This window comes from Mesorhizobium sp. P5_C1, assembly GCF_054049815.1.
Genome location: NZ_JBFULQ010000108.1, coordinates 1 through 14,622, shown reverse-complemented (window position 1 = coordinate 14,622; position 14,622 = coordinate 1). Strand labels below are relative to the sequence as shown.

Genomic DNA, 14,622 nt, shown 5'->3' with positions numbered 1-14,622 from the left:
GGAGGCTGGCTACTCCTCAGAGAACACCAACCGCGTCGATCTTGCGGAAGCCGTGCGCGATGTCGTCGAGCTCTACGAACCGGTGGCGGAGGAGGCAGGCGTCTCGCTGGAGACAGACGTGCGGGAAACGGTCTTCGTCAACGGCAACCGCGAATTGATCGGCCAGGCACTGTCGAACATCGTCGACAACGCCATCAAATATTCGACCGACTCCAACGCCCAACCGGCCGTGCGCGTGGCTGTTGAGCGGATCGGTACCGAAGTTCGACTGTCGGTTGCCGACAATGGCCAGGGCATTCCCGACGATGGCGACCGTGCCCGCGCGACCGAGCGTTTCGTGCGGCTGGAGAAAAGCCGTTCGCAGCCGGGTTCTGGTCTTGGCCTGAGCCTCGCCAAGGCGGTCATGACCTTCCACAATGGCCGGCTTGATCTCTTGCCTGGCAATCCCGGATTATCCGTGGTCATGAGTTTCCCCTCGCGGGAGGATCACTGATGAGTGCGGCTGCGAAGCAGGTGGAGACGGATTGGCTGCTGAAGCCGGTCGCCAGGCTTGCTCCGCTCGATGAAAGTYGGGCTCGGCAAGAGCTCGCCGAGATCACTTCCGCGGCGCGGGAAGAAGGGCTGGCGCGGTTGGCCAAATTCCTGTCCGGCACGGGGACAGGCCAGGATTTCCTGAAAGCTGTCTTCGATCTGTCGCCGTTCCTGCGCGATACGGCGCGTCGCCGGCCGCAGATTTTGGACGGCCTGTTCGAACAGACGGTCGAGGCGCGGCTGAAAGCGATCGGCGCCGCCATCGGCCAGGCGCATTTGGCCGAGGCGGTCTCGGAATCCGGCCTGATGATGGAACTGCGCCTGTGGAAGGCCGAGGCGCATTTCCTGATCGCTTTGGCCGATCTTGCCGGCGAAGCCGAAACGGCGCTGACGGTGCGGCGGCTAAGCGATCTGGCCGACGCTTGCACCCGCGCTGCCGTCGACTTCCTGCTGCGCGACGCGCATGGCCAGGGCAAGCTCAAGCTGCCGGATCTCGACGATCCGTCGAGGCAATCGGGCTGGATCCTGCTCGGCATGGGCAAGCTTGGCGCGCACGAGCTGAATTTTTCCTCCGACATCGATCTCGTCGTCTTCTTCGATCCGGAAGCGCCCGCCGTCGTTGATCCACTTGATGCCACCGAGCTGTTTTCGCGCCTGACGCGTCGCCTGGTGCGCATCCTGCAGGACCGCACCGAGCACGGTTATGTCTTCCGCACTGATCTCAGGTTGCGCCCCGATCCCGGTTCGACACCGCTGGCGATCCCGGTCGAGGCAGCGCTGCGCTATTATGAGGCGCGCGGCCAGAACTGGGAGCGCGCCGCGATGATCAAGGCGCGTCCAGTCGCCGGCGACCTCGCCGCCGGCGCTGCCTTCCTCAAGGAGTTGCAGCCCTACATCTGGCGCAAATACATGGACTACGCGGCGATTGCCGATGTCCATTCGATCAAGCGCCAGATCCACGCCCACAAGGGCCATGGCGAGATCGCCGTGAAGGGCCACAACGTCAAGCTCGGGCGCGGCGGCATCCGCGAGATCGAGTTCTTCGTCCAGACCCAGCAGCTCATCGCCGGCGGACGTTTCCCGGAACTGCGCGGGCGAGAGACCGTGCCGATGCTCGGCCAGCTTGCGGCGCGCAGCTGGATCACTTCAGACGCCCGCGATGCGCTGGCCCGACAGTACTGGTTCCTGCGCCGTGTCGAACATGCCGTGCAGATGGTTGCCGACGAGCAGACGCACACGCTGCCGGAAGACGATGAAGGGCTGGAGCGCATCGCCCGCATGCTCGGCTTTGCCGACGCCGCCGCCTTTTCCCAGGCCTTCCGCGCCTCGCTGCAACAGGTCGAACGCCACTACGCAGCCCTGTTCGAAACCGCGCCCGAGCTTTCGACGGGCATCGGCAATCTGGTCTTCACCGGCGATGTCGACGATCCCGACACGCTGCGGACCTTGCACGGCCTCGGCTTTCAGCGGCCGAGCGACATCTGCCGCGTCATCCGCGGCTGGCATTTCGGCCGCTATCGCGTCACCCGGTCGGCGGAAGCCCGCGAGCGGCTGACGGAACTGACGCCGGCGCTGCTGCGGTCCTTCGGCCAGACGCGCCGGGCCGACGAAGCCTTGATACGCTTCGACGAGTTTCTCGCCGGCCTGCCTGCCGGTATCCAGCTGTTCTCCTTGCTGCAATCCAATTCGGCGCTGTTGAAGCTCATGGCGACGATCATGGGTGCCGCACCCCGGCTGGCGGCGATCATCACGCGCCGACCGCATGTCTTCGATGGCTTGCTCGACCCGGCCTTGCTGACCGAATTGCCGGACCGTGCCTACCTGTCGGCGCGGCTTTCCGCCTTTGTCGAGGGCGACCGGCTTTATGAGGACGTGCTCGACCGGCTGCGCATTTTTGCCTCCGAGCAAAAGTTCCTGATCGGTGTCCGCTTGCTGGCCGGCTCGATCGATCCGGCTCGGGCCGGCCGCGCCTTTTCCGATCTTGCGGATCTCACCATCGAGGCGGCGTTACAGGCGGTGACCGCCGAATTCGCGGCACGCCACGGCACGATTGCCGGCGGCGTGGTTTCGCTGCTCGGCATGGGTAAGCTCGGCAGCCGCGAGCTGACCGCCGGATCGGACGTCGACCTCATCCTGCTCTACGACCACGCGCCGGATGCCGAAGAATCCGATGGCGACAAGCGGCTGGCGCCTTCGCATTACTACACCCGCATGACGCAGCGGCTGATCGCGGCCGTGTCCGCGCCAACCGCGGAAGGCGTGCTCTACGAACTCGACCTGCGCCTGCGGCCATCCGGCAACAAGGGGCCTGTGGCCACCCATGTCGATGCCTTCAAGAAGTACCAGCGCCAGGAGGCCTGGACGTGGGAGCACATGGCGCTGTCGCGGGCGCGTACCATTGCCGGCGATGCCGACCTGTGCAGCGAGGTTGAGGCGGAAGTGGCGGCAGTGCTTGGCCAGCCGCGCGACGCGGCAAAAGTGATGGCCGGGGCCTCGGATATGCGCGCCATGATCGAAAAGGAAAAGCCGCCGCGCGACCTATGGGACATCAAGCTGATCCCCGGCGGCCTGATCGATCTCGAATTCATCGCCCAGGTGGCCGTGCTCACCGGGCAGGTCGAAGCCGGCCCGAGTGCCCCGGCCGTGCCAATTGCACGTGCCCCGGCCGTTAGACGTGCCACCGGCACGGCCGAAATCCTGTCCCGCCTGGCGCCGGGCTTCGCCGATGCCGGGGTCAGGCAGGAACTTGGCGAAGCCTACGCGCTCTATCTGGCGCTGACCCAGATGACGCGGCTGTGCCTCACCGGAGCCTTCGAGCGCGACGATGTTCCGCCGGGGCTTTCGGATCTGCTTCTGGCGGTGACTGACCTGCCGGATTTCGGTGTGCTGGAAGCGCACCTCAAGGAGACGTCGCAAAAGGTCAGGAAGGACTTTGACCTTTTGCTTCGTGCCGGACGACTGTGAAGCCGTTCGTCAGGCCGCATCGGGGGTGACGATGTAACAGGAGAAGACCATGAGAACGACAACCAAACTTGCCCTTGCCTTCGTCGCCCTGGCCGGCGCCGTCGGCACCACGGCCTATGCCGAAAACAATGCCAGCGAAAAGCTGCGCGAGGGCACGATGATGCGCCTCAGCAAGGCGATGAGCGATTCCAACGGCACCATCAGCTTCGACCAGTTTTCCGACGCCATGAACGCGCGGCTGAAGAAACTCGTCGCCGACAATGGCGGCAAACTGACCGTCGCCCAACTCGCCGATGCGCTGGAGAAGGCGCGTTTTGAGCAGATGGCCAAACGCATCATCGCCCGCTACGACACCAGGGGCGATGGCACGCTGACATCAGACGACATCACCAGTCGCCAGAAGAAGGTCTTTGCCATGCTCGACAGGAACAATGACGGCAAGATCGAGAAGAGCGAACTGCCGAAAGGCGGCCGCTTTGGCCGTCATCGTGAATGGGATGGCGACGACAACGAAGGCGGCATGCAGTGAGGCTGTCCGATCCAGGCTCCGGCGACGTCAGTCGGAGCCTGTGGTTGCTCAGGCCGCGACCTTGATCGCCGGCGCGGCCTTCTTCACCGGAATGCGCACCGACACGATTGTGCCGACACCTTCGGTCGAACGGATTTTCAGCGCACCGCCCTGGAGCTCGGCCAGCGAGCGTGAGATGGCGAGGCCCAGGCCGGATCCGGCGTGGCTCTTGGAAAACTGGTTCTGCACCTGCTCGAAGGGTCGGCCGAGCTTGCCGAGCGCGTCTTTAGGGATGCCGCAGCCATTATCCTCGATGGTCAATACAAGCGCGCCGGAAGTGTTGCGGGCCCTGACCGATATGTGGCCGCCCTGGCCGGTGAATTTCACCGCGTTGGACAAGAGGTTGATGACGATCTGCTTGATCGCACGGCGATCTGCGAACAGCGTCAGCGCGTCGGCGATACGTGTTTCCACGGTGATCGCCTTTTGCGCCGCCTGCAGCGAGACGACGCGAACCGTCTCGCTGATCAGCGGACCGAGGTCGATCTGTTCCTGGTCCAGCGAGAATTGGCCAGCCTCGATCTTGGACATGTCGAGAATGTCGTTGATGACGCCCAGCAGATATTTGCCGCTGCTGTTGATGTCGGTGGCATATTCCTCGTAGCGCTCCGACCCCAGCGGACCGAACAGGCCCTGTTCCATCAGTTCGGAGAAGCCGATGATGGCGTTCAGCGGCGTGCGCAGTTCGTGTGACATATTGGCGAGGAATTCGGACTTCGCCCGGTTCGCCGCCTCGGCGCGTTCGGTTTCCTTCATGTATTTGCGGTTGAGGTCGACCAGTTCGCGCGATCGCTCCTCTTCGGCCCGGCGGGCGAGGCTCAGATCATGGATCGTCGCCATCAGCCGGCGCTCGCTGTCGACCAGCTTCTCCTGGTGCAGCTTGATCTGGGTGATGTCGGAGCCGACGGAGACGATGCCGCCGTCCCGGGTCTTCAGTTCGTTGACCTGCAGCCAGCGGCCGTCGGCCAGCTGCCGCTCGAAGGTCGCGCCGCCCTGCAGTCCGCTGGTGTTGGCAAGCCGCCGTTCGGAAGCAAAGGCCAGCATCCGGTCTTCCAGCACCGCGCGCGCGGTGCCGGGCATGACGTCGCGGTCCGAAAGTCCATTGTCTTGTTGGTATTTGGAATTGCACATGATCAGGCGCTGGGCCGAATCCCACAACACAAAGGATTCGTTGATGTTTTCGATCGCCGTTCTGAGGCGAAGGTCGGCCGCCTCGGAACGCAGCGCCAGATGGCGCTGTTCGGTGACGTCGACGGCGATGCCGATCAGCTRGATCTCCGGCGCTTCGGGATCGATGACCTGTGCCCGGGCGCGCATCCACACCCATTGGCCGTCGGCGTGGCGCATGCGGAACACCTGGTCGATATAGTCGATCTCACGGGCGACAATTCTGTTGGCGAGCTCGAACAGGTCGCCGTCCTCGGGATGGATGATCTCGTCGACCTCGCCGAAGGACAGCATCGTGTCGCAGGGCTTGTAGCCGAGCATGTCGTACATCGAGCGCGACCAGTACATCTTGCCGCGCACCATGTCCCAGTCCCACAGGCCACAGCGGCCGCGAACCAGCGCCATGTCGATGCGCTGATGCGCTTCGAGATAGATGCGATCGGCCGCCTGCGCGCGTGCCGCCTGGCCGAAATAGGCGTAGAGGATGATGATCAGCACGCCGGCCGTCAGCACGAACAGGGTGACGTTCAGCGAGACAGTCTTGCGCCAGGCGTCGAAAACCGCGTCCTGCGGTACCAGTGCCGCCGCGGCACCCTTTCGCCCATTCGCCAGGCTGACCGCCGCATACCAGTCCCGTCCGCCGATGTTGACCTCCATGACGCCTGCGCGGTCGCCAAACATGAACAATGGCTGGCCGCCCTCGACGAGGCCGTCGAGCGAATGGCTCTGCCATGGCACCGAGCGCGGTGTCACCGCGATGATCTTGAAAGCGCTGTCTGTGATGACGAGCACATGGCTGCGGCCCATCGCGCCCTGGCGGCTGGTGGTTTCCAACAGGTCCTGGATGGCGCCCGGCACCGTGTCCGAAGTGATGGCGAGCGAACTCGCCAGTTGACCCGCCGCCAGCGTGAGGATCGCCTTGGCGCTGCGTTCGATATCGTCGCGCTCGTTCATCAGCGACAGGACCCGCAGCGCCGCGATGACGATCAGGAAGGTGATGATGAGGGCAGGTATCGATCGGCGCAGCAGCGGCTCGGCGGCCAGAAGCCGCCGGTAGGCCGGTTCGGCGATGAGCCGCGTGTTCCCGGCAAGGCCGTCGCTTCGCGTCTCGCGATGCGCAAAAACCTTCCCCCCGGGCGCGCCCCACGCGTCCGCCTTCGCCATAAATGGCACTCCCCGAAGTTGCCTATGCTGCTTTGATCCGGCAAACGCCGCACATCCGAATCGTCAGTAAAGAATCAAAGGTGATTCGCCTTGTCCAGTGGTCCGGCGAAAAAAGATTAAAAATTGACTAAAATAGTGCCGAAACGGCCCTTTCCGGACAAGAGCGCACGTCTACGCCAGCGTGCGATCGACAATATCGCTCAGATCCGCCGACAGGTCTCCGGCTTTCGCGATCGAAAGCAGCGCTTCCCTGGCCTTGGCCTGTCGGCCAGGTTCGAGCGAACGCCATGAGCGGAGTGCCGTCGCCAGCCTCGCCGCCAATTGCGGATTGCGCTTTTCGACCTCGAGCACGGTCTGCGAGAAGAACCGGTAGCCCTCGCCGTCCGCACGGTGGAAGCCGGTCTGGTTGGCGCTGGAAAAGGTGCCGATCAACGAGCGCACCCGGTTCGGATTGTGCATCGAGAAAGCGGGATGAGCGGTCAGCGCGCGCACCGTGTCGACGGCCTGCGGACCGGGCACGCTGGCCTGGATCTGGAACCATTTGTCCATGATTAGCGGGTCGGAGCCATAAGTCGTCTCGAATGCAACCAGCGCCTGGATCGCCTGGGGCGAACCGTGGTGGCGATGCGCAAGCATGGCAAGGGCCGCGGCGCGGTCTGTCATGTTGGTCGCCGATTGGAAATGTCCGGCGGCAAGTGCTGCTCCCCCCGGCTGCATCGAGAGATAGTCCAGCAGGGTGTTGCGCAAGGCCCGTCGTCCGGCGCTCGCCGCATCCGGGCTGAATGCCGCTTTGTCGGCAAGCCTGTCGTAGAGGCCGGCAAAATTGTCAGAGTTGGCCGTGCCTATTGCCAGTGCAAGCGCCTCGCGGGCAGCGTAGATGGCGTCGGGGTCAATGTTGCTGCCGATATCGCGGGCAATGTCGGCTTCGCCAGGCAGCGCCAGCGCCAGCGCCCGGTAGGCCGGCTCCAGCGTCTCGTCGGCGGCGATGCCGCCGGCGAGTTCGGTCAGCCGCGACGCGAAAACCGGCTGCCTGCCGCCGAGGATCTCGCGGAAGGCGGCAATCAGCGCGTCGGTCAACAGCGTGTTGAAGGCCTGCCAGCGCGAGAAGGCGTCGCTGTCATGGCGGGCGAGGAAGAACTGGTCGTCGGCCTTCTGCTCGACGGACAGCGTCACCGGTGCCGAAAAACCGCGGTTGAGCGACACCGCCGGTCGCTCGGCAACACCTGAGAACCGCACCATGTGGCGGCGCTTGCGGACATGGATGACGCCGTCCTCGACGCTGGCGCCCTCGACGCCGCTGTAGTCGACCGGCTGGCCACCGGCGCCGATCAGGCCGAAGGCGAGCGGGATGTGCATCAGCCGCTTGCGGCTCTCGGAGGGTGTCGGCGGCACCGACTGCTCGATTTCGAGCATGAACTCCTGCGACGCCGGATTGTGCGTCGAACTGATGGTCAAATTGGGCGTGCCCGCCTGGTGGTACCAGAGCGCGAACTGCGACAGGTCGCGGCCGGATGCGTCCTCGAACACCTTGATGAAATCCTCGATCGTCGCCGCGTCGCCGTCGTGACGCTCGAAATAGAGGTCCATGCCGGCACGAAAGGCATCGGGCCCGAGAATGGTGCGGATCATGCGCACCACTTCGGAGCCTTTCTCGTAGACCGTCGCCGTGTAGAAATTGTTGATCTCGCGGTAGCGACGTGGCCGCACCGGATGCGCCAGCGGGCCCTGGTCCTCGGGAAACTGGTGGGAGCGCAGCGTGCGCACTTCGGCGATCCGCTTGACCGCGCGCGAGCGCTGGTCGGCGGAGAATTCGTGGTCGCGGAAAACCGTCAGCCCTTCCTTCAGGCAGAGCTGGAACCAGTCGCGGCAAGTGATTCTGTTGCCTGTCCAATTGTGAAAATACTCATGCGCGATGATCGCCTCGATATTGGCGAAATCGGCATCCGTCGCTGTCTCCTGATCGGCCAGCACATATTTGTCGTTGAAGATGTTGAGGCCCTTGTTCTCCATCGCGCCCATGTTGAAGTCGGACACGGCGACGATGTTGAAGACGTCGAGGTCGTATTCGCGGCCGAACGCCTCTTCATCCCATTTCATCGACCGCTTCAGGGCGTCCATCGCGTAGCCGGCCAGCTTTTCCTTGCCGGGCTCGACATAGATGCCGAGCTCGACCATGCGGCCGGACAGGGTGACGAAACTGTCGGCGACTTTGCCGAGATTGCCCGCCACCAGCGCGAACAGATAGGACGGCTTGGGGAAGGGGTCGTGCCATCTAGCAAAGTGCCAGCCATCGCCGATGTCACCCTTGTCGACCAGGTTGCCGTTGGACAAAAGCAGCGGCGCCTCGTCGCGCAGGGCTTCGATGCGCACTGTGTAGACAGACAGGATGTCGGGGCGATCGAGGAAATAGGTGATGCGGCGAAAGCCCTCTGCCTCGCATTGCGTACAGTAGACATTGCTCGAGCGGTAAAGGCCCATGAGCGCTTCGTTGCCCACCGGCGCCAATTCGGTCTCGATGAGCAGCTGGAAGCGCCGCGCGGCCGGCGGCTCGAGGATGGTCAGCTGGTCTGGCGTCACCAGAAAATCGGCCGGTTTCGCTTTCTTGCCGCCGATCTCGACGCGCTTGAGCGTCAGCCCGTCGCCGTCGAGCACCAACGGAGCCGACGCGGATACACCGTCACGGCGCTCGACCGTGAGCACGGCGGTGACGCGCGTTGCGTCTGGCGAAAGGCGGAAGGTGAGGTTGGTTTGCGGAATGAGGTAATCATTGGGGCGGTAGTCTTCGAGCTTGAAGACCTGGCCGGTGTCCGTGCGCATTCCGTGGGTTTTCCTGTCGATTGCCTTGGCGGCGGATTGTTTCCGCTGGTCCAAGAAATTTGAAGTCCGCGCTCTTTACACGAAACAGCCCCTCGACAAAACTGAGACGGCGCCTATTTCAGGCGTTCCTCCTCCCATTCATCATCACGAGGCCTCCATGACCGTCGTCACGCCGAAATTCGGGATGGGCGCATCCGTGCTGCGGCGCGAGGATGCCGCCTTCATCCAGGGCCAGGGCCGCTACACGGATGACATCCAGCCGGCCGGCGTCCTGCATGGCTATGTCCTGCGCTCGCCGGTCGCCAAGGCCAGCTTCACCATCGGTTCGACCGAGGCGGCGAAGGCAGCGCCCGGCGTGCATCTGGTGCTGATCGGCAAGGACCTTGCCCATCTCGGCGATCTCAAGTCCGGCGTCATGCAGCAACAGCCGGACGGCACCAAGGCGCCGACCCGCGACATTCCGGTCCTGTGCCGTGACCGCGTCAACTATGTCGGCGACGCCGTTGCCTTCGTCGTCGCCGACAGCCGCGCTTTGGCGCAGGATGCCGCCGAACTGATCGACGTCGACTATGACAGCGAAGATGCGGCGTCCGGAACGGCGACGGCGCTCGCCGAAGGCACGCCGCTGGTCTGGCCGGAACTCGGCTCGAATCGGGCCTTCAGCTACCATACGGGCGACAAGAAAAAGACGGACGCGGCTTTCGCCAAGGCCGCCCATGTCACCCGCATCGAATTCGTCAACAACCGGCTGGTCTGCAACTACATGGAGCCGCGCTCGGCGATCGGCGAGTGGAACGTTCAGGAGAACCGCTTCGTGCTGACCACGGGGTCACAGGGCGTGCATTCCATGCAGTACATCCTGGCCAGCCTGTTCAAGATCAAGAAGGACCAGCTGCGTGTCATCACGCCGGATGTCGGCGGCGGTTTCGGGCCGAAGAGCTTCGTCTACCGCGAATACCCGCTGGTGCTCGAGGCGGCGAAGCGGCTTGGCCGTCCGGTGAAATGGGCCGGCGACCGCACCGAACACTTCCTGACCGACGCGCAAGGCCGCGACAATGTCGTGAAAGCCGAGATGGCGCTGGACAAGGATGGCCGCTTCCTTGGCATGAAGGTGGACCTGCTCGCCAATATGGGCGCCTATGTCTCGCAATACGGTCCCTACATTCCCTATATCGGCGTCACCATGTCGACCGGCGTCTACGACATCCAGGCGCTCGACGTGTCGGTCACCGGCCTCTACACCAACACCTGCCCGGTCGATGCCTATCGCGGCGCCGGTCGCCCGGAAGCGGCGTTCCTCCTGGAAAAGCTCGTCGACGCCTGCGCCCACGATCTGGGTCTGCCCGTCGAAGAAATCCGGCGCCGCAATTTCATCCGGCCCGAGCAGTTTCCCTACCGCACGCAGACCGGCCGTCTCTACGACACCGGCGAATTCGAAGGCCATATGACGCGCGCCATTGAACAGGCGGAATGGAAGGCGTTTCCGGCGCGGCTCGAACAGTCGAAAGCAGGCGGAAAGATCCGCGGCCTCGGCATGGCGACCTATATCGAGGCCTGCGCCTTTCCGGGTTCGGAACCGGCCTTTGTCGAACTCAACGGCGACGGAACGGTGACGCTGAAGATCGGCACCCAGACCAACGGCCAGGGGCATGCCACCGCCTACGCGCAGTTCCTGTCGGAAAAGCTCAATCTCGACATCGACAAGATCCATGTCCGCCAGGGCGATACCGACGAGCTGAAGGCCGGCGGCGGCACCGGCGGCTCGCGCTCGATTCCGCTCGGCGGCGTTTCGGCGTCGCGCGCCGGTGAAGATCTGGCCAACAAGATCAAGCGCATCGCCGCCGACGAGCTGGAGGCCTCGGCTGGCGACATCGAATTGTCGGACGGCGTCGCCCGCATCGTCGGCACCGACCGCACGATAGATTTTTCCGCCATCGCCAAGGCCGCCAAGACGCCGGATGATCTCAAGGGGTTCGGCGAGTTCGTGCAGGACGAGTGCACCTATCCCAACGGTACCCATATCTGCGAGGTCGAGATCGACCCGGACACCGGCACCACCGACATCGTCCGCTACACCATAGTCGACGATTTCGGCGTCACCGTGAATCCGATCCTGCTCGCCGGTCAGGTGCATGGCGGCGTCGTGCAAGGCATTGGCCAGGCGCTGACCGAGGACACCATCTACGGCGAGGATGGACAGCTCTTGACGGCGAGCTTCATGGACTACGCCATGCCGCGCGCCGACAATTTCCCATTCTTCCATTTCGAGACCCGCAACGTGCCTTCGACGACCAATGCGCTGGGCATCAAGGGGGCAGGCGAAGCCGGCACCATCGGCTCGACGCCGGCGGCACTCAATGCGGTGACGGACGCGCTCTGGCGCGCCTACGGTGTCAAGCACATCGACATGCCGGCGACGCCGGCGCGCATCTGGGCAACGATCCGGGAAGCGGCTAGATCATGATCCCGAAAAGTGGGAACCGGTTTTCGGAAAAGATTATGGTCAGGCAAGAAAACAGAGTTCCATTCCGATCATATCGGGATGGATCAGACTCGTGACAGCAAAAGCAGGTCAGGCCGCAGCAGCCAGCGACCATCCCGTCGGGCACAGCACGCTCACCGGCATCACGCTCAAGATCGTTTCGGTGGCGGTCTTCGTCGGCATGTCGACCTGCATCAAGGCGGCGGGCACCGTGCCGGCGGGCCAGATCGTCTTCTTCCGCTCCTTCTTCGCCATCTTTCCGATCATTGCCTTTCTCGCCTTCAAGGGAAAACTCGGCACTGCGTTTTCGACCAAGCGCCCGCTCAATCACATTGCGCGCGGTGTCGTTGGCGTCTGCGCCATGGGACTTGGCTTTTTCGCGCTGACGCGGCTGCCGCTGCCGGAGGCGATCACGCTGAACTACGCGCAGCCGCTTCTGGTGGTGGTGTTCAGTTCGATCTTCCTCGGCGAAGCCATCCGCGTCTATCGCTGGAGCGCGGTCGCTGTCGGCCTGATCGGTGTGCTGATCATCTCCTGGCCGGAACTGACGCTGCTGAGTTCCGACGAGGCGCTCGACGACCAGGAAGTGCTCGGCGTCATTGCCGCTCTTGTCGCGGCGGCGATCTCGGCCGTCGCCATGCTGCTGGTGCGCAATCTCGTGCAAAGCGAGCGCACCGCGACCATCGTGCTGTGGTTTTCGGTGACGGCGAGCGTCATGGCGCTGCTCTCGTTGCCGTTCGGCTGGCAGGCGCTGACGCCGCTCCAGGCGGCTCTTCTTGTCGCTGCCGGCTTCTGCGGCGGCCTCGGCCAGATCCTGATGACTTCGGCCTATCGCCATGCCGAAGCCTCGGTCGTGGCGCCCTTCGAATACACCTCGATGATCCTTGGCGTCGTCGTCGGTTATATCGTCTTTGGCGACGTTGCCACGCTCAACATGCTGGTCGGTGGCCTGATCGTCGTTGCCGCCGGGATCTTCATCATCTGGCGCGAGCGCCAGCTTGGTCTGCAGCGCACCCGCACGCGACGGGCGACTCTGCCTCAGGGGTGAGGAGAGGTCCGCATAGCGGACGGAAAGCCAATTGCTTGGCTTTCCGGAACGACGAAACGCCCAGAGCGAAAGCGAAGGGCCGGGTCAGGCTTCCCTGTTACGATCGTTCGGCCCGCTCCTTCGCCAGCCGCACCAGCACCGTCCTCGTCTGTTCGTCGGCCGGGAAAAACGATTCGATCGCCAGTTCCGACAGCGTCACGTCGAGCGGCGTCCCGAACACCGTGATGGTGCTGATGAACGACAGCACCTGATCGCCATGCGCCAGCCTTAGCGGGTGCACGATGGCATTCGGCTCGACCGGCGCCGGCCGGCTGCCGTTCAAGCCGGACGGATAAGTCCGCAGTTCGCGCTCCAGGTCGATCAGCACCGGATCGCCGCTGGCGTCGTTCTGGTGCTTGAGACGCTCGAGCAAGTGCGTGCGCCATTCCTGAAGATTGACGATGCGTGGAGCGATACCGCCCGGATGCAGGCTGAGCCGAAGCACGTTGACCGGCGGTGTCAGCAGCGAAGCCTCGCTGACATCGGCAAGGAAGGGAGCGATGGCGGCATTCGCCGAAACCAGGTTCCAGTGCCGGTCGACGGCGAGCGCTGGGAAGGGCTCGTGTCCCTTGAGCACGATCTCAACGGCCGCCATTGCCGGCGCCAGCGTCGTGTCGCTGAGCGACCGCTCGCCGAAGCTCGGCGCAAAGCCTGCGGCAAGCAACAACTGGTTGCGCTGCCGGAGCGGGATCGACAATTGCTCGGCCAGATGCAGCACCATGTCGCGCGAGGGCGCGGCACGCCCGCTCTCGACGAAGCTCAGATGGCGCTGCGAGATTTCGGCTTCCATGGCGAGGTCGAGCTGGCTCATGCGACGGCGGGTGCGCCATTCCCGAATGAGGCTGCCGGCGGAATTTTGGGCTGTTGTCATGGGGGCATGGTTAGGCTGGCAGTGGATGCATTTCAATTACCTGGGAGGTTATGGCCCTGTCCCTCCTCCACAAGGAGAGAAGGGAAGAGCTGCCGCGCTTCAACCAAGTGCCCGCAGCTTCGCCTTCACTTCGAGGAAATCCCGCCATGCCAGCTTCTTATGCGATGGGGTCCGCAGGAGATAGGCCGGATGCAGCGTTGGCATGGCCGGGATGGCGATGCCGGAAGCTGTCGTGTGGACGCGCCAGTTGCCGCGCAGCCGCAAGATACCTTCCGAAGTGTTGAGCAAGGTCTTGGCCGAAGGGCCGCCGAGGTTGATCAGCACCTTCGGATTGACCAGCTCGATCTGCCGCTCGATGAACGGCCGGCAGATCTCGGTCTCGTGCGGCGTCGGCGTGCGATTGCCCGGCGGCCGCCACGGAATGACGTTGGCGATATAGACCGAAGTGCGGTCGAGGCCGATCGCCGCCAGCATTTGGTCGAGCAGCCGGCCCGAGCGGCCGACGAAGGGAAGGCCCTCGATGTCCTCGTCGCGGCCGGGGGCTTCGCCCACCAGCATGACGGCGGCCGCCGGGTTGCCGTCGGCGAACACCAGGTTCTTGGCGGTGGCCTTCAGATTGCAGCCGTCGAAGGCCGCCATGTGCTGGCGAAGCTCGTCCAGGGTCGTTGCCGTCGTTGCCAGGTGGCGCGCCAGCGCCGCCTGCGCCTCGTCCGGAACCGCAGCGGTTATCGACGGTGCACGCGCCACGGGCGGAAGATTTGCCCTGTCGGCCGGCTCGGGGCGCGACGCGTTCGTCGAACCAGGTGGCGCAACGGCGTCGGTGGACGGCGCCACCGGCCGCTCCGCCGGTTTGGGCGCCTCTGCGAACCGGTTCACCGGCTGGTCTTCAAGCGCCTCGTCGACACCGGCGCTGGCATAAAAGGCCAGCAGGTCGGCAAGGTCCTGTCTGTTGTTTGGGGAAGCGGCAGTCA

9 protein-coding genes are annotated in these 14,622 nt (G+C 64.1%); 5 read left to right on the top strand and 4 right to left on the bottom strand.

Annotated features, from left to right (window positions below):
- The 3 genes from ACXJ7R_RS11705 to ACXJ7R_RS11695 all read left to right on the top strand — a co-directional run.
- On the top strand, positions 1 to 493 hold a 493-nt coding region (locus ACXJ7R_RS11705; protein ID WP_457151972.1), incomplete at its 5' end, for a sensor histidine kinase.
- Entirely contained in the window at positions 493 to 3,495 is a 3,003-nt protein-coding gene (locus ACXJ7R_RS11700; RefSeq protein ID WP_457151971.1) for a bifunctional [glutamine synthetase] adenylyltransferase/[glutamine synthetase]-adenylyl-L-tyrosine phosphorylase, read from the top strand. The genes ACXJ7R_RS11705 and ACXJ7R_RS11700, both read left to right, overlap by 1 nt.
- 49 nt (positions 3,496 to 3,544) lie before the next feature.
- The gene (locus tag ACXJ7R_RS11695) at positions 3,545 to 4,024 is read left to right on the top strand and encodes a hypothetical protein (RefSeq protein ID WP_457151970.1); all 480 of its coding nucleotides are present in this window, start codon (positions 3,545 to 3,547) and stop codon (positions 4,022 to 4,024) included.
- Positions 4,025 to 4,072: 48 nt separating this feature from the next.
- Here the strand turns inward: ACXJ7R_RS11695 and ACXJ7R_RS11690 are convergent, their stop codons facing one another.
- Positions 4,073 to 6,394, bottom strand: coding sequence for a PAS domain-containing sensor histidine kinase (locus ACXJ7R_RS11690; RefSeq protein WP_457151969.1), 2,322 nt, complete (start codon positions 6,392 to 6,394; stop codon positions 4,073 to 4,075).
- 171 nt (positions 6,395 to 6,565) lie between these two features.
- Positions 6,566 to 9,211: an aminopeptidase N gene (pepN, locus tag ACXJ7R_RS11685; RefSeq protein WP_457151968.1), complete on the bottom strand. Its 2,646-nt coding sequence runs from the start codon at positions 9,209 to 9,211 to the stop codon at positions 6,566 to 6,568.
- 157 nt (positions 9,212 to 9,368) lie between these two features.
- Between pepN and ACXJ7R_RS11680 the strand changes: the two genes are divergently transcribed.
- Both ACXJ7R_RS11680 and ACXJ7R_RS11675 read left to right on the top strand, forming a co-directional pair.
- Positions 9,369 to 11,675: a xanthine dehydrogenase family protein molybdopterin-binding subunit gene (locus ACXJ7R_RS11680; protein WP_457151967.1), complete on the top strand. Its 2,307-nt coding sequence runs from the start codon at positions 9,369 to 9,371 to the stop codon at positions 11,673 to 11,675.
- A gap of 91 nt (positions 11,676 to 11,766) precedes the next feature.
- On the top strand, positions 11,767 to 12,741 hold the full coding sequence (locus tag ACXJ7R_RS11675; RefSeq protein ID WP_457151966.1) for a DMT family transporter: 975 nt from the start codon (positions 11,767 to 11,769) through the stop codon (positions 12,739 to 12,741).
- Positions 12,742 to 12,838: 97 nt separating this feature from the next.
- Here the strand turns inward: ACXJ7R_RS11675 and ACXJ7R_RS11670 are convergent, their stop codons facing one another.
- Together ACXJ7R_RS11670 and ACXJ7R_RS11665 are read right to left on the bottom strand one after the other, a co-directional pair.
- Positions 12,839 to 13,651: a helix-turn-helix domain-containing protein gene (locus ACXJ7R_RS11670; RefSeq protein WP_457151965.1), complete on the bottom strand. Its 813-nt coding sequence runs from the start codon at positions 13,649 to 13,651 to the stop codon at positions 12,839 to 12,841.
- Positions 13,652 to 13,750: 99 nt separating this feature from the next.
- Positions 13,751 to 14,622 (bottom strand): uracil-DNA glycosylase family protein (locus ACXJ7R_RS11665; protein WP_457151964.1); only part of this gene is annotated, 872 nt, incomplete at its 5' end.

Bases quoted from the DNA above. Each gene is read 5' to 3' on its own strand.
- pepN (WP_457151968.1), bottom strand. From the start codon at position 9,211: ATGCGCACGGACACCGGCCAGGTCTTCAAGCTCGAAGACTACCGCCCC.
- ACXJ7R_RS11670 (WP_457151965.1), bottom strand. From the start codon at position 13,651: ATGACAACAGCCCAAAATTCCGCCGGCAGCCTCATTCGGGAATGGCGC.
- ACXJ7R_RS11695 (WP_457151970.1), top strand. From the start codon at position 3,545: ATGAGAACGACAACCAAACTTGCCCTTGCCTTCGTCGCCCTGGCCGGC.
- ACXJ7R_RS11680 (WP_457151967.1), top strand. From the start codon at position 9,369: ATGACCGTCGTCACGCCGAAATTCGGGATGGGCGCATCCGTGCTGCGG.